Raw genomic sequence first — 16,130 nt, forward strand, 5'->3', positions numbered from 1 at the left:
ATACAAGAGGCTCAACAGGTTAACCTTAATCGGAATAGTTCCATATCCACAGCAGTAAACTCTGGAGCAGATGCTGAAAAAGCCGGTAATATTGATCTAAAAACGCGATCGCTTACCTTAACTAATGACTCTCAAATAACTGCCAGCACTTCTGGGAAAGGGGATGCCGGTCAAATCAAAATACAAGAGGCTCAACAGGTTAACCTTGATCGGAAGAGTTCAATTTCGACAGCAGTAAACTCTGGAGCAGTTGGCAATGGTGGGAATGTCGATATTGAAACCAAGTCCCTAGCTCTAGATAACACCTCGACAATTGAAGCGAGTACTGCCGGTAACGGAAATGCCGGTAGTATCAAAATCCCAGACGCCGAGGAGGTTAACCTTGATCGGAAGAGTTCAATTTCGACAGCAGTAAACTCTGAAGCAGTTGCCGAAAAACCCAGCAATATTGATATTAAAACCCGTACGCTTACCTTAACTAATAACTCTGAAATAACTTCCAGTACTGCTGGTGATGGAGATGCTGGTAACATCACCCTTCGGGCTGAGGAAGTGACCATCGAGGGAGACTCACAGGTGTCAGCCACTACTTCCAGGGTTACCGATACTGACCGGGGTAAGGGTGGCAACATTAACATAATTGAGGCCAATCGGTTTGAGGCTACCGACGGTGGCAACGTCAGAACCACCACAGAAGGTACTGAGCAGGCTGGTAATATTACTCTGGAAGTACGTGATGATATTACTCTAGCTGGAACTGGAAGTGGGCTGTTTGCCAACACCACGTCCGGTTCTAGCGGCGATGGTGGCAATATTTTCGTTGACCCCAGAACTGTCACCATTCGGGATGGAGCCAAGATAGCTGTAGATAGCCAAGGCACCGGAAAAGGGGGCAATATTGAGCTTCAGGCAGGCACACTCACCCTTGATAATCAAGCAGAGCTATCCGCAGAAACGGCTAGCAACCAAGGGGGCAATATTACCTTAACCATTGACGAGTTGTTGTTCTTGCGACGGGAGAGTAAAATATCCACTACCGCAGGTACTGCTCAAGCTGGTGGAAACGGCGGCAATATTACGATTAATGCTCCCTTTATCATAGGCATTCGTCAAGAAAATAGCGACATTACTGCTAATGCTTTTGAAGGCAATGGCGGCAATATCAACATCACCACCCAAGGTATCATTGGGCTAGAGTTCCGAGAAAACCTCACTCCCCTCAGTGACATTACCGCTAGCTCTGAGTTTGGTGTAGATGGTACCGTCAACATCAATGCACCTCAAATTGACCCCAGCCGAGGGTTGTCGGAATTGCCAAGCGATGTCATTGATGTCTCTCAACTAATTGAAAAAAACCTCTGTGCTGCGGGTGAGGGCAGTGAATTTATTGCCACAGGTCGTGGTGGCTTACCGATTTCTCCTAACGAAACCCTGAACCCCAATGCTACATGGGACGATTGGCGTATCACTGAGCAACCTCAAACTAGGATCAGAAAACGTCGGTCAAGGTCAAGGCAGCATCAACTACAGATTAATCAACCACAGACCAATAACCCTAAACCTAAACAAATTGTAGAAGCCCAAGGCTGGGTTATCGGTGCCAACGGGGAGGTAATTCTCACCGCCCATCCAGTCATAGTGACTCCGAAGGGTACGTGGTTACATCAAGTAGATTGTCCAATGCTTCACCAAACCCTTGGGTCGGGAGTCGGGAATCGGGAATCGGGAGTCGGGAGTCGTTAGAAGCGAGAAATGGAAAGCTTAACAAGGAGGAAGCCAAGCGATCGCTTTTCCCTGTTCCCTGTTCCCTGTTCCCTGTTCCCTATTCCCTGTTCCCTGCGCGCAGCGCTATAGATAACTCAGATCAATGAAGCGCCTGATTCAGTTTATTGTGATTACCTTGTTGGGGCTAATGTTAAGCCGTGGTTTACACGCACTACCCTTCTATGCTGGCCATCAGCACTCAGCCATCAGCCATCAGCACTCAGCCATTAGCCATCAAACCTCAACCTTGAGCAATAGCAAGCAGGAGGAAACAGTAAGCATAACGCAAGAAGAAGCAAGACCAACGAACCACTATATGCTGCTGGAAGCAGGCAAACAATATTACGATGCTGGCAAGTATTCTGATGCTGCACGAGTATTGCAGCAGGCGGCACAAGCTTATCAAGCCACAGGAGATATCCTCAACCAAGCCCAAGCCCTGCGTTTGCTGTCCTTAGTGACTCAGCAACTTGGGGAATGGGATCAAGCCCAAGCAGCCATTGACTCCAGTTTGTCGTTGCTAGAAACCGTATCCAGGGGAGGTGAGGGAGTATTGGCTAAAGTGTTGAACACTCAAGGGCGTTTGCAATTGGTACAGGGAAATGCTGAAGCTGCCCTGAACACCTGGCAAAATGCTGAAGCACTGTATGCTAAAGCCAATGATCGCGTTGGTGTGCTTGGTAGCCAGATTAATCAAGCCCAAGCGATGCAGTCTTTGGGACTTTACCGTCGAGCCAAGAAGCTATTGACTCAGGTAAGACAAACCCTGCTGGCACAACCGGATTCTCCTCTAAAAGCTATTGGCTTACACAATCTTGGTAATGTGTTTCGACAAGCAGGGGATTTAAAGCAATCTAAACAGACCTTAACCAAAAGTTGGACAGTCGCACAACGAATAAAATCTCCAGAATCCCAGAGTCAAGTGTTACTGAGTTTAGGTAATACTGAGCGAGCCTTAGCCACAAGAGCAAAAGACTTGAATAATAACAAAGCATTCCAGCAGCATATCCAAGAGGCGATAACTCACTATCAACAAGCAGCAGCAACCACCACCTCACCCATCACCCAAATTCAAGCACAATTGAATCAGCTAAGTTTACTCATCGAAACAGACCAGGAGAAATCTGTTCAAGCGTTGTTGCCACAAATCCAGACATTGCTAACTAAATTACCATCCAGTAGAGCATCAGTTTACGCCCACGTAAATTTCGCTCAAAGTCTGATCAAGATCAGAAATCGAAAATTGCGTACGCAAATTACCAAACCAATTCCCACACCAATTCCCAATTCCCAAGACATTGCTCAACTACTCAACACAGCCATTGAGCAAGCTAAAACCCTAGAAGACAAACGAGCAGAATCCTATGCCCTGGGCACCCTTGGTAACTGGTTTGAACAAACTAAAGATTCGTCAAATGCCATAACCTTTACCAAGTCAGCGCTTCTGATTGCCCAAGGGATTAATGCACCAGATATTGCTTATCAGTGGCAGTGGCAAATGGGACGTATACTTAAGGCTGAAGCCGAACAAGCCACTAAAACCAGAAATGGTGATAGTGAAGCAGTAAGCGACCTGATCCAGAATGCGATCGCTTATTATACCCAAGCCTCTAATACCTTAACGAATTTACGCAGTGATTTAGTTACTCTCAATCCTGACATCCAGTTTTCCTTCCGAGAACAAGTAGAACCGGTCTATCGAGAGTTAGTTGATTTACTCTTGGGTTCTCCTCAACCGAGTAAGGATAATCTCAAGCAGGCCCGTGAGGCTATTGAAGCACTCCAGCTTGCTGAAATCGACAACTTCTTTCGAGACGCCTGCGCCAAGCCAGAAAAGGTCAACATTGATAATTTAGACCCTACAGCAGCGGTCATTTACCCGATTATCTTAAAAGACGGCTTAGCGGTAATCCTCAAATTGCCTGAACCAGATAACTTGCGTTACTATATCCATCATAACATATCAGAAGCTCAAGTAGACGAAGCGGTCAAAAAGTTCAGGAATTTCCTAAGAAGACGTAGCACTAGTATTAGCAAAGTCAAAAAAGAATCCCAACAAATTTATGACTGGCTAATCAGACCCTTTGAAGAAGAACTAGAGAGTAACCCTGAGGCAGACCAAAGCCCAATAAAAACCCTAGTATTTGTCCTAGATGGGTCATTACGAAATGTTCCTGTAGCAGCCCTTTATGATGGCAAACAGTATTTAATAGAACGGTATGCTGTAGCTGTGACCCCTGGCTTACAGTTAGTGGACCCCAAACCATTGCCACGGCAACAGCTAACAGCCCTAATTGCTGGAGCTACTAACGCTCCCAGCTTTAAAAAAGAAGGTTTAGGACCAATCGATAACGTAGGATTCGAGTTAACCAAAATTGGGGAACAGGTCAACCGTAGTCAGAAACTGGAAAATCAAGAATTTATCAAAGAAAACCTGCAAAATCAACTAACAGCAGCGTCTTTCAATGTTGTTCATATTGCCACTCACGGCCAGTTCAGTTCCAACCCAGAGCAAACATTTATCCTAGACTGGGATGAACGCATCAAAGTCAAGGATTTAGATAACTTACTACGGATGAGTGACTCCAGTGGCACCACCCCCATTGAACTGTTGTTGCTGAGTGCTTGTCAGACTGCTACTGGGGACAAACGAGCCGCTTTAGGACTAGCTGGGATAGCGATTAGAGCAGGAGCACGCAGTACCCTAGCCACCTTGTGGCAAGTTAATGATGCCTCTACAGCCGAATTTATGAATCAGTTCTACCAACAGTTAAATAATTCACAGTTGACTAAAGCCGAAGCCCTGCGAAATGCTCAATTAGCGTTTCTGAAGAAGAAATATCCCAGCACAGACTACCATCGTCCTCATATTTGGGCACCATTTATTTTGGTTGGGAATTGGCTGTGAATTCCAGTATGTTTAAGTTAAAGGTTGAATATTAGAGGTTGAATGTTGAATGTTGCAGGTTGAATGTTGCAGGTTGAATGTTGCAGGTTGAGAGGTTAAATGTTGTTCGCCCCGTATTCGGTGTAGGGTAGGTTGTCTGTTATAATTCTAACTTCTAACTTCTAACTTCTAACTTCTAACTTCTAAAACGAGCACCGCTATAATTTACTGAAGGTTACCCAAAATGTTTGTTTTAGAAATTGTTTCTACGAAACTTTGATCAGTCAATAGCTTAATCCAAGCAGTTTCAAGATTCATATTTTGTGGATCTTGCAGCCGTAATTCAGCTAGCTCAGTTAGGGTATCATACCATATGTGATGCTTGCCATAAGCTGCAATTCTCTCTAGAGGAGTATTAGCCCCATTTAACTCCCTTTCTAAGTCTTTAGACTGGGCAACTCGGCGAACTAGTCCTGTCACAGACGCTGGAGTTGGTAATTCATTGGATAATTCCGTAGAAGGGCAATTGATCTCTAGATTCCAGCGATAGGTTTGACCAACTTCCAAGGGATTTTCTGTCTTAGGAAGCGTAATACTAACAATGCCTGGCTGGTCTGGTAGCTTAACAGATTCTCGGTAAATATCGTTTTCCCCATCCTCATCCTGCAAGGAAAATTCTCCCGACGGTGCATCCTCTGAGGTGTAAGGTAGATATATCCAAAAGGTTGGATAATCACTTACGCTTAAATCCAAATTATAACCACCTACTAAAGGAGTCAGTAGTGGAAGCTCCGGCTTGTATAGGCAATCACCACGGGTTCCAGTACCGTGGGGAGCAGAAGGAGTCCCATTGTCTGGGGGTTTGGGATTGGGTTGGATAAAGTAAATTGGTACTTGCCCAAGATTGATGGATTGATCAGCCTCTACTCGGGAGACCAAGAAACAGCTGATCCAGCCAACAAAGACTAAATTAGAGGCAAATAGGTATTTAAGCCGAAATAATTTAGTTAACATCATAACTCAAAATTCAGATCAACATCGATAGATGTTTACCTGATATATCCAATTGATGGATTCAGATAAACACCCCTGTATATCACCACTATTTCCAGATAAAATCAGGTTAATTGTTGTGATTCTTAATTAGGAATTAGCCATGAAAATTAGGGTTAAAAACCCCCTTTTTTTTCAGTATGTGCAGAAAAAATTTTTTATGATAATTAGCCCAGTTTATTATAGCATCAACCACTCTAATAAGTTGGGTGCATCTCATATTTGTAAAAAAGTTGCGTAGGGTGTGTTAGGGGGGCCTCATTTTCCGCTCAAGCGCCAGGGTTTAGACAGCCCGCCCCGTAACGCACCACCTTGTCAAACAACAAAAATGAGATGCACCCAATAAGTTGCGCCTAAAGGGAGGGTTATCAAAGGTAATTTGGTATCATTATTCATTGGTCATTTGTAACTAGCAAGAGACTTAATGTAGATCACAAAAGACTAATTACTAATTACGAGTCAATTACTATGATCTCTTCTCTAAACGACAGTAAACGACCACACCAGTAGCCACCAATGCTATAGTAGCGGAAATTAATGGCACCCAACCACCTGTTACTATAAGCAAAACCCAGCAACTTCCATATAAAACAACCACAGCAGTTCCAGTACCCAACAGGACGGAACGCAGCACGTTAAAGTTTCCAGCAACCGTACCCCCGAGCGCAGCCCAGCACCAAATCCAGAGCGCTTCACCAGGCTCAGACCACCACCAAATCAACGGTCGGTTATCCAGCACTGCACTGAGGATGTGACTGATCATCTGTGCCTGAATTTCTATCCCACTCATGGTCTCAACAGACCACTGACCACCACTGTAGGGTGTGCGCCAAAAATTATCATTAAAACTAGGCGCAATGGTACCGATGATCACAATGCGATTCCTGACTAAGTCAGGATTGAACTGATCCCTAAAAACCTCTGCAAGGGAAACGGTCTCAGCAATTTGACCGGAAGCTCGATAATTCAGTAATAGTTGCTGACCACGAGAGTCTAGATTGTGATATCCACCAGAATCCTTTTCTAGGGTCTTAAAAACTGTAGTGCCAAGCTTTAAGTAATTTTCTGTCACCTCCAACTGGATTCCTAGATCAGCCAGATAACGTGTTGCCAACTGGACATTAAATGAGTAGTAGCTCTGACAAGGAGATGGTGACCCTACAGCCAACAAATGGCGACGGATAATGCGATCGGGGTCGAGTAAAACATTATTAAAGCCTTGGCGAACCTCTGGCACTTCTGGAGGTGGGGAAACTCCTGGGTCTCCGTATTGGCAGATGGCAAAAAAGTGATCACTAGTTTGCATCCGAGTCGCTAAATCCTGGTATTCCCCTCCCACAGGATTCTCCCGATAAATATCCAAACCAATAGCTCTCGGTTGATACTGCTCCAGCTTTGCCAGTAGTTTTGCCAAGGAACGATCGGATAAGGAGGCGGCTCCTCTTTCGTGATCAGGTTGGGACTGCACATCCTCTTCAGTGATTGTGACTAATAACAGTCGCTGATCTGGTCCTTCATGGGGTCGCAGCCGCATCAACTGGTCAAACCCTTGCAGTTCCCAGGGCTGCAATAGGCCAAGCGATCGCACTCCCATTACCAAGCTAGTGACCACTATGCTAGATAGCAGCACTCTCTGGACACTACGCCACTTGCCTTTAGAAGAGACCGATGGTGTTTGTGATGGTGTTTGTGATGGTGTTTCCGATGGTATTTCTGATGGTATTTCTGATGGTATTTCTGACTCTTGGTACAAATCTTCCCAAGCTGGGGGTTCTTGTCCTAGATTCTGGTAAATTACTGGCAACCAACTGGCGCAGGGAAACTGACGCTCCAACCCCTGCAATTTCTCCCGTGCTTCCCGCGTTGCCAGATATAAAGACTTACCATTAGCAAACCCGTTCAAAAAATACTTCAAAAATTTTTGAGCGACCTGATCTGGCACCAACTCCCGCATTATAATCATTTGGGGAATTTGCAAATCATGGAGTTTCCGTGCCAATCCCAACCCATCACAAGAATTAAAAATTGCCAGTTTTAAGCCCTGGGCCACGGCTTTTTTGAGGGCATACCACAGTTCATCAATGGTTAAGCTATCAGTAGGATTAATATAAATTCGACCCGTTTCCCCCTCTGTCTCACTATGTCCTGCGAAAAAGATAATATCCCAAGGTTGCTCCCATAACTGGTCATTAATTTCGTGATGTTTGGGCTTCACTAAAAAGACGGTTTCTGCATGAGATAAATTCTCCAGCAGTTGTCGATCTGCCTTAATATTAATACCAGCACTATGACCTAAAATTGCTAAAATTTTAACTTTAGATTTCCCGGTAGGTGCAGAGCCTTCGGGTCGCTTAAACTGTTTTCCACTCAGAGCAAATTCAGCCTTGGGGTAACGCTCAAAAAAATCCCACAGATGCCAAGGCAGCTTTTGTAACTGGGTATTTTCCGTGCGAATCAGCACCCGAATGGTTTCCTCTGGGTTTAACTCTTCCCGTAATCGCTTATCAATGGGACGAAACTGTTCAGAATCCAGCCATCGTTTTAGTCTATTACCTAACTCATGGGCTGAATCCCCACATTCCTTGAGCTTTTGGTTAATGGAACCACCATAGATAATTTTTCCGGGCTGGATTCTCGCGGGTGAACCTAGGCTCCGATATTTTTCGCGCCAATGGTCTTGTAAGTAAGTAGTGAGTTCTGAATCTGCAGGCAAGTAACCTGTCATTTCCAGCGTTGGGCGTGACCCTTCTTCACCAATTTCTAAGCGTACCTGAAACCCCTGCTGCTGGGAATCATCATCTAGACTCAGGACAACTAACTTTCCCATTTTTGGTAATTATTTATTAGGTATTAAGTATTAGTAATCGAGTAAGTATTGAGCTATCAGCTATCAGCTATCAGATTATGCGCCCCAGCGTCGTTCGCACAGCGTGGCCAAACGCGCCCCGCGTGGCCTAAAGGCCAAGGCCAAAGCCTGTGCCACGCTACTTGAGGTGCTATCACCCATCATGGGCGTAGCGTGCATGGCTCAAAGGCCTTTGGCCTTGGCTGACTGCTGACTGCTGACTGCTGAATGCTTACGTAATCGATAAAAATATTCCCCATTACCCCTTACTTCTGATTAAGAAATTTTATGCAATAGCGATGGATTTATAGACGATGCTTTCCCTGAGTCAGTTTCTCACTAAAAAACTAGCCCTACTTACTCGGGCTTTCCTATAATAATACCAAATCCCCTTTATTACCCCTACTTCCTATAAGCCAAAATCTAGACAACTGCTATAGTAATATTATATCTAATTAATAATCGGATTAATACAAGGCTGGGTTTACGAAGCATACCGGTAGCGCAATCGCCGCTAACTTTAGATTAAAAAATTTTCCGTAATACTGACATCATTCAAAACTAACTTAATGCTAAAACGTTCTCTCGGTTCACCACTTACTTGCAACTTAATATTTTCCGTCTCTCTAGCTTGGGTTTGAATCACCGCAATTCCCTCGTGATCCAGCACCATAATCTGTAGATTCTTGGGAAGACGGTCTCTATCACCACGAGGATAAAGTTCAATGAATATATTCATTTTCGGTGAGTCCGTTGGATGTAGCTCTACAAATAAAGCCACCTTCTCACCACCCCAGGCGATTTCCGAACCGAGTAGTTTACCTCGTTTTACTCCCACGGTAGTATGCAATCCTTTACTAGGTTGGTCAAAGGGGAAACTTCTCAAATCCAGCCAAGGCTCCGGTGCTGGCTGTAAGATAGTTTCCACAGTCTTCCAATCTGCATCAAAACTATTGTCTAACCACTGGCTTAATCGCACTACTGCTGTCTGGCTTTGTGGTTGCTGTTGTTGGCTAGAGTCTGTTTCCATAGTGTTGGAGGGTGAAGCATCGGGACAGAAGACCTTGGGTTTGAGAGCATGACTATGGCTCGACTGCTTTGCCCCTGCCTGGGATTTAGGACATTGCCGATACTCTCTAATGTGTGGCGGTAACTCTTTCAGGGTTCGCAATTGGTTGAGGGGTAATTCTTCTGTTACCACTGTATCAATAAATCCTAGCAGAGTTGCCTCCTCCAATGCTTGATCAAGCTCCACCGCCACATAACCAATTCGTTCCTGCCAGACTGCTGCTGGAACTTTGACACACTTAGCCTCAGGTAAAACAAGTCTACACTCCAACTTACCATGATTTTTAACCGTCAGATCCGCAACATCCATCAGGGTTTGCATCACTGGGTTCCAACTGTCGCTTTCCTCTAAGTTTGTCTCAAATCCCATACACCGCAAGTAAAAGTTAACTGCATACACTGCCAGAGTATTGAAATAAACCTGTTTCGCTTTAGTCAGATTAGCTTGGTGTTGTTGAAATTCCTTTGCTCTGGGATGTGCTGCTAAAGCTAGCGGAACTCTAAAGGTTAACGGTTTAACAAAACTCGCCAAGATGTCCACTCTCTGTCAGAAATAAATTGTGGGCTATACCTATCAATATTCCGCTCTAGATCATGGGTTATATCAAGTCTGGTTGAATACCCATAATTAAGGAAAGGGTGGGAGGTGTGGGGAGATGGGGAGATGGGGAGGTGGGGAGATGGGGAGGTGGGGAGATTTTTATTAAGGGTAAATCGGGTAAGTCAGCGGGATTGCTCCCGCTTCGTCCCCAAAGCACCGTGCGAACAAGTCTCCAAGTACACGGCGCAACCAATTCCAAAAGAACTCACTTATCATTGCTACTTCTTTTCCTTGACTTGCGGTTTTGTACCTTTTGGCTTTTGTTCCGTGTCTTGGAGGGTTTTGTTATCCCGGCTTTCAGCATTTTCTGTATGTCTGGATTAGTAGCACCCAAGGCATGGATGGAATGGTGGCAGTCCTGATGTAGATAAATCATGTTATCGTATGTGTCTTTGCCACCGAGGTGTGATGGTGTTATATGATGAACGTGAATTTCATCAAAAGCCTCTAGAGGCTGATTGCAGACAGGACAGATGTAGTTCTGTCTGTTTGCTATTTTATCCTTACCCTTCGTGAACCTTCCTTTCGCTGTCTTTTTTCTTTGCTTAAGGCTTCGCTTTTCCCAGTATTCGACCAGAGTTGGGTCATCGGGACTGAAAGTGTGTTGGACAAGCGTGTGACGTTGGATAGGTATCCATCGGAGTTTATGCACGTATGCATGTTTTTCGGATTTGTCTCCAAATACCCAGTTATCATCCCTACCTGGGCATAGGCAACCGAAATACTTATCGGCTATCCATTCCCATGATTTATTGTGATGTTTCCGTTTACCCCATCGTTTTAGCTTCCAAGATATGTAATTATCCAAATCTGAAAATATTTCTTTGGATACTGCACCGTCGTGGTAATTGCCCCATCCCCGGATTTTGGAGTTGAGGTCTTTGATTACCTTGGTGGTTGGTACTCCTTTAGAGGTTCCAAAGAGTTTCTTGAGTTCATCCTTGAATTTCTGCACGTTCTTTTTGGAAGGCTTGATGAGAGTTATGAGACCCGATTTGCGTTTTGTGGTTTGGTATTTACGGAAATTCCAGCCCAGGAAGTCAAAGCCTTCGGTTAGATGTTTTACGTTGGTCTTTTCCTCGGATAGTTCTAATCCTTTTTCAGTCAACCACTCGGAGAGTATTGCCTTAGCTTCCATCGCATCTTCTTTGCTTTCTGTTAGAACAACAAAGTCATCGGCGTAGCGGATTAGACTCCGTTTGGAGGTGTTGGACCAAGATTCTCCGGAAGAGGTCCTTTTGTTTATTATCCGTTTGTACCTAATTCCTAATGCATCTTCCATGCCATGTAGGGCAATGTTAGCTAGTAGTGGGCTGATTATTCCCCCTTGTGGAGTTCCGGTTTCTGTGTTGTGAAATACACCTTTATCGATGTACCCCGCTTTGAGCCATTGTTCCACAAGTTTTTTGGCAGGGAAGTTTGCTGTTGCATCCATTAATGGTTTGTGGGATATGTTGTCAAAACATCCTGAAATGTCTGCATCTAGTACCCACCATTTACGGTTTTTCTCGCCTTTGATGTTAAGGAATATCCTTTGTCGTGCATCATGGGTACTTCTGCCTGGTCTGAATCCGTATGATGTTGGTTCAAAGGTGGCTTCCCATTGAGGTTCTAGTGCATTTTTGACCATGCCTTGTATGCATCTGTCAATCATGCAAGGAATTCCTAATGGACGTTTTTTACCGTTGGACTTAGGTACGTACACACGTTTTGTCGGGATTGGCTGCCATGTTTTATATCGGCTGAGAGCATCGACCATCTCTGCCCTGACTTTGGGATTTAGATTGGCGATTTTATCTACGCCAGGGGTGTTTTTGCCTTTATTAAGTTGTGCAGCCTGTCTCACGGAAATAAGTATATTGGAGTAACTACGCAGCATTAAGCGTTGTAGTTTATTCACCTTTCTCCATTTGCCTTCGCGAGTCGCGAGGAATATCCTACGTCTTAATTTCCTGACCGTCCGATAGGCTCTTTTCCAATTGATGGTATGCCAGTCGGTGGTTTGTTTTGTTACGATACCGTTTTCGGTTGAATTCGGTTCTATCTTTTCCATTACAATGAAGGTGTATTAAGTATGTAATTCCGTCCGCTCGGAATCAGCTCTGAAATTCAGCACTCTTTCAAGTTGAGGGAAAATCCCTTTATCCAACCAGTTATACGCCCTAGGCGATTTCCTGTTTCCTTTCGGATTGTTGGCATTTGCTTGGTTCAGACTTCTACCGGACTGAGAGTTATACCTCCTCTTACGATTTGGCTACCTTAACTTATCGACCTGTGTTAAGGACTCAATCTCGGCTTACCCGGTTACACACAAGGAAGATATGAATCTTTGGTTGCCGTCTTTACGCCGAGTCCGTGGGGTTCTATAAGCAAGTCGTGCTTATAATCGATTGTTCAGGACAAATTGAACTAATCCTTGGAGCTAGTATTCCCATTACCGCTTTAGCAGGAATATCCATGTTAACGACGCTTACAACGATTCTTTTCATCAACAATCATGATTCTTCCCCTAACGACCCATCACCATGCGGTATATGTCACTGGTTACGCATTACCTTCTAGCTATGAAACAAATCGATTCGGGAATAAGGTAGTCGAAACCGCCATATCCATCTCGAAGTGCTCCTTCGGGTGGGGACGTAGCTTGAACCCTAGCTACATTGGGAGATTTCGGAATCTCCACTTCCTTGAGCGTCTTTCATCGGTCGCCCTTATCCTGACATGATATTAGCTGTTTCTGCACTGTCTCCAAAATATCTGGATAAATACCAGATAGAGGTTGACCAAAGGATGGGCGGCAAATTTTACGCGATCGCGAAGCGGCGACCTAGGAGCATCGCAAAATTTGCTTAACCAGTTTTCCTAAAGCTTGCTGCCGCTCTTGAGTATCCCGTGGGTACCTTTGCACTTGGCATACCAGCTGCCTAATTTGCTCTTCCATGGCTATCAATTAGAAACACTGACCTGGTTACTTATAGCAGAAGTCAGAAGTCAGAAGTCAGAAGTCAGAAGTCAAACTCTTGCGCTTACTTAGGTTTGAGACTTTTGTCCTGTCCGCGCCTGCCCTGGCGACTGCTATATCTAGCTGAGCTCACATTTTTATGGGTTAATTTACAAAACTTTATTTTTTGCCAGAATCCTAGGGTGGGCAGTGCCTACTAACGCGATTAGCTGACTTGCTGATTAAGGTTAGTGCGGCTGGCAATAGTGGAGAGTTTTCCCCTGCTAATTCTGCTAGTTATGCCATGGAATAGGGTTTCTCAGTAGGAGCCATAGAAAGCGATCGCACAATTGCTAACTTCTCCCATGGCGGTGGTGATGACAGCAACATGCACGACCTTGTTGCACCAGGGGTTGACATCTTTTCGACTGTCCACTACCGTTATAGGTTATCTTCTGAACCTTTAACCTACCCTACTCCAACCCCAAGGGCGAACAACTAAACAACCTTGGTCAAAAGGCCACGCTACGCGAACAACCAAACAACCTACCCTTCGCGAACGCCTTTGGCGAACAACATTTTTGAATTAAGAATGTAGAATTAAGAATGTAGAATTCTCAATTCTCAATTCTCAATTCTCAATTCTCAATTCTCAATTCTACATTCTGACAGACAACCTTCAACATGCAATCTCTCGACTATCGGTTGATTTTATGGGTAAATTCTGAAGGTATCCTGGAAAATATGCCATCGGCTGCAACTGCTTTAACGGTAATTTATTAGTTGCGACATTTTCCACAAATCCCAGCAGTTTTGCTTCTGTCAAGGAGTCATTCAGTTGCACTGCTATATAACCAATTCTATCTTGCCAAACCTCTTCTGGGACGTAAACAAACTCGGCATCTGGTGAGACTGGTTTACATTCGAGCTTGCCGTAATTTTTAATCACTAAATCAGCCACATCTAGGAATGTCTGCATGATGGAATTGTGGCTATCACTAGACTCTAAGTCAGTTTCAAATCCTAGACCCTGTAAGTACTGATTCACTGCATACACTGCCAAGGTATTGAGATAAACCTGTTCGGCTTTTTCCAGATTAGATTGCTGTTGGCAAAGCTTTTCTGCTAGGTGATGGGCTGCTTCTGGTAGTGTGACCATAAGTAGTGTGATGATAATTTGACAGGCTGGTGTGACTGAGCAATGCCTCTAGTTTAGCCTTACCAATAAATTATCCACTATAATAGGTATCATCCTATAGGTAGAGGAATAATTCCCTTTAACCCCTACAGGTGATCTAAGTTTATGTATTGAGCAGATTAAGCACGGATTTGGGCAAGCCTGTATTTGTTTATACCATTTTAAGCCCATTTCTTCTTCGATATATCTTTTGATTTCCGGGGCTAATTTCCTGAGATTACGTTGAAAGAAGTTATTCAGGGATGAAATTTTAATTTCTAAAGAGTCCGATATCTCTTGCCATTTTTTTCCGTCTAGGTACGCTAAGCCTATGACTTGCAAGGTGGCGGAAGGATGGTTTTTGATATGTTTCTGTAAGAGGTTTTCCGGGTCTTCTTTAAAATAGAGTCTGACCTGGTCATACAACGTCAGTTCTGTTTGCGGTTGTGGCACAGTCTCTAGGGGTATCGATTCCCCACTGAGCTCAGACAAGTTTGCGGAAAAAGGCAGAGAGGCTTTAGCCATCTCAAACACTAATGAATCTCCCTTTGTCCGGTCTTTGGCGATTAACTGGGACAACAACAATAATACTATCAGAATTTTAGTAACCTTACTGACCTGGGTTTTGTCTGTAATTAAGCCTTTGATGCTGAGTGTTATCCAAACAATCACATGCTCTAGTTTGGTGCTTTTAATCAGAGCACTCAACTGATATTTGATTCTGACAATTTTGCCAGATTGAGCTTGGATAAATGGGTCATTGAGGTCTTGTTGGGCTTTTTGTAACATCTTATCAAAGCGATAATTGACCCAGGCTATAAATTTTCCTTTTTCTCGATTGTAGTGATTGAGGTTTTGATAGACATAATACAATGTCCGATTCACAGCATCATCATAGACCTCAGAGGAAAATTGGCCTCGATGGCAAAGCTTGCCAGAAAGCTTAATGGCATTTAGCAATTCCGTTAAGGAATAAAATCGCTCTGGGGTATGAGGTTGGTGCCGTTGTGCTTCTAGGGCTAGCTGCTGAAGGCGACCCTCGTCGAGTACCTTCTTAAAAAGACTATCCCGCCAAGACCCCCACTCCTGATCAGAAGTCATTTGTAGATATGGGTGTAGATATGGGCTATCAATATCCTCCTCGATTTCATGGTTGAGCTGCTGCTGTACGGTCTGATAGATCTCTAGATAGATGCCAGATAGAGGGTGACCTGGCCGTGGGCGACACACTTTACGGGTACGCAAAATTTGCTCAACCACTTCTGCCAAAGTCTGGTTCCGCTGTTGATTGTCCCGAGGATAGTGTTGTAGTTTCAGCACCAGCTGTTGAATTTGCTTGTTCATGACCACCGATTAAGAATGCTTGTGTAATTAGCTATCAGGGTAATTTCCAAGTTTTCGGCAATTCGTTACAAAACTTTACATAAGTTAGTTACAAAAATTTATATAAAACTGTAGAAAAATTGGATTTTTGGAGTGATTAATATAGTGAGGGCAGTCAAAAAGCCTTGATGCTCTTAATCGCAAAACTGATTATAGGGTTCTGTAAGTCATAAAGCAGAACCACTCCTAGCTAAATTAAAAATTTAACTCTAAACTCTAAGAAGAAAACAATGGTAGTAAAATCCGGCGGTCCTGGCAATGATATATTGATTGGTGGACCTGGCAATGACACTATTCAAGGTCAAGGGGGAGCAGATACCTTGATTGGCGGTAGTGGTAATGATTCCCTGGACTCCGATACTCTAGGAACTGTTGATCTAATAGGTGATCTTTTAGATGGCGGTGCGGGCA

11 protein-coding genes and 1 pseudogene are annotated in these 16,130 nt (G+C 44.1%); 4 read left to right on the plus strand and 8 right to left on the minus strand.

Features of this window, described 5'->3' with window-relative positions:
- A partial coding sequence (locus F6K49_RS25275; RefSeq protein WP_293101098.1) for an S-layer family protein occupies positions 1-1,743 on the plus strand: 1,743 nt, incomplete at its 5' end.
- A gap of 124 nt (positions 1,744-1,867) precedes the next feature.
- Entirely contained in the window at positions 1,868-4,672 is a 2,805-nt protein-coding gene (locus F6K49_RS25280) for a CHAT domain-containing protein (protein ID WP_293101101.1), read from the plus strand.
- Positions 4,673-4,876: 204 nt separating this feature from the next.
- Here F6K49_RS25280 and F6K49_RS25285 read toward each other — a convergent pair whose 3' ends face one another.
- From F6K49_RS25285 to ltrA, 5 genes are all read right to left on the minus strand, one after another.
- Positions 4,877-5,668, minus strand: coding sequence for a DUF928 domain-containing protein (locus F6K49_RS25285; protein WP_293029997.1), 792 nt, complete (start codon positions 5,666-5,668; stop codon positions 4,877-4,879).
- 502 nt (positions 5,669-6,170) lie between these two features.
- Positions 6,171-8,531: a CHASE2 domain-containing protein gene (locus F6K49_RS25290; RefSeq protein WP_293101105.1), complete on the minus strand. Its 2,361-nt coding sequence runs from the start codon at positions 8,529-8,531 to the stop codon at positions 6,171-6,173.
- A gap of 75 nt (positions 8,532-8,606) precedes the next feature.
- Positions 8,607-8,729, minus strand: a complete 123-nt coding sequence (locus F6K49_RS25295; protein WP_293030003.1) for a hypothetical protein — start codon at positions 8,727-8,729, stop codon at positions 8,607-8,609.
- A gap of 340 nt (positions 8,730-9,069) precedes the next feature.
- Positions 9,070-10,149, minus strand: coding sequence for a DUF1822 family protein (locus tag F6K49_RS25300; RefSeq protein WP_293030006.1), 1,080 nt, complete (start codon positions 10,147-10,149; stop codon positions 9,070-9,072).
- A 274-nt stretch (positions 10,150-10,423) separates the two neighbouring features.
- Positions 10,424-12,271 carry a group II intron reverse transcriptase/maturase gene (gene ltrA / locus F6K49_RS25305; protein WP_293100773.1) on the minus strand — a complete coding sequence of 616 codons (1,848 nt, stop codon included), beginning with the start codon at positions 12,269-12,271 and terminating at the stop codon, positions 10,424-10,426.
- A gap of 444 nt (positions 12,272-12,715) precedes the next feature.
- Between ltrA and F6K49_RS25310 the strand changes: the two genes are divergently transcribed.
- Positions 12,716-12,943: a hypothetical protein gene (locus tag F6K49_RS25310; RefSeq protein WP_293100770.1), complete on the plus strand. Its 228-nt coding sequence runs from the start codon at positions 12,716-12,718 to the stop codon at positions 12,941-12,943.
- 513 nt (positions 12,944-13,456) lie between these two features.
- Here the strand turns inward: F6K49_RS25310 and F6K49_RS25315 are convergent.
- From F6K49_RS25315 to F6K49_RS25325, 3 genes are all read right to left on the minus strand, one after another.
- The gene (locus F6K49_RS25315) at positions 13,457-13,579 is read right to left on the minus strand and encodes a hypothetical protein (RefSeq protein ID WP_293100767.1); all 123 of its coding nucleotides are present in this window, start codon (positions 13,577-13,579) and stop codon (positions 13,457-13,459) included.
- Positions 13,580-13,838: 259 nt separating this feature from the next.
- Complete coding sequence (locus F6K49_RS25320) at positions 13,839-14,318, minus strand: DUF1822 family protein (protein WP_293100764.1); 480 nt, start codon at positions 14,316-14,318, stop codon at positions 13,839-13,841.
- Between the two features lie 48 nt (positions 14,319-14,366).
- Complete coding sequence (locus F6K49_RS25325; protein WP_293100762.1) at positions 14,367-15,680, minus strand: hypothetical protein; 1,314 nt, start codon at positions 15,678-15,680, stop codon at positions 14,367-14,369.
- Between the two features lie 269 nt (positions 15,681-15,949).
- Between F6K49_RS25325 and F6K49_RS25330 the strand changes: the two are divergent.
- A pseudogene (locus F6K49_RS25330) lies at positions 15,950-16,130 on the plus strand (calcium-binding protein); the annotation flags it as partial.

This window comes from Moorena sp. SIO3I6 (assembly GCF_010672095.1).

Coding starts and splice junctions, on each gene's coding strand:
- F6K49_RS25315 (WP_293100767.1), bottom strand. CDS start 13,579: ATGTCAACCCCTGGTGCAACAAGGTCGTGCATGTTGCTGTCATCACCA.
- F6K49_RS25295 (WP_293030003.1), bottom strand. CDS start 8,729: ATGCACGCTACGCCCATGATGGGTGATAGCACCTCAAGTAGCGTGGCA.
- F6K49_RS25320 (WP_293100764.1), bottom strand. CDS start 14,318: ATGGTCACACTACCAGAAGCAGCCCATCACCTAGCAGAAAAGCTTTGC.
- F6K49_RS25285 (WP_293029997.1), bottom strand. CDS start 5,668: ATGATGTTAACTAAATTATTTCGGCTTAAATACCTATTTGCCTCTAAT.
- ltrA (WP_293100773.1), bottom strand. CDS start 12,271: ATGGAAAAGATAGAACCGAATTCAACCGAAAACGGTATCGTAACAAAA.
- F6K49_RS25310 (WP_293100770.1), top strand. CDS start 12,716: ATGATTCTTCCCCTAACGACCCATCACCATGCGGTATATGTCACTGGT.
- F6K49_RS25280 (WP_293101101.1), top strand. CDS start 1,868: ATGAAGCGCCTGATTCAGTTTATTGTGATTACCTTGTTGGGGCTAATG.
- F6K49_RS25290 (WP_293101105.1), bottom strand. CDS start 8,531: ATGGGAAAGTTAGTTGTCCTGAGTCTAGATGATGATTCCCAGCAGCAG.
- F6K49_RS25325 (WP_293100762.1), bottom strand. CDS start 15,680: ATGAACAAGCAAATTCAACAGCTGGTGCTGAAACTACAACACTATCCT.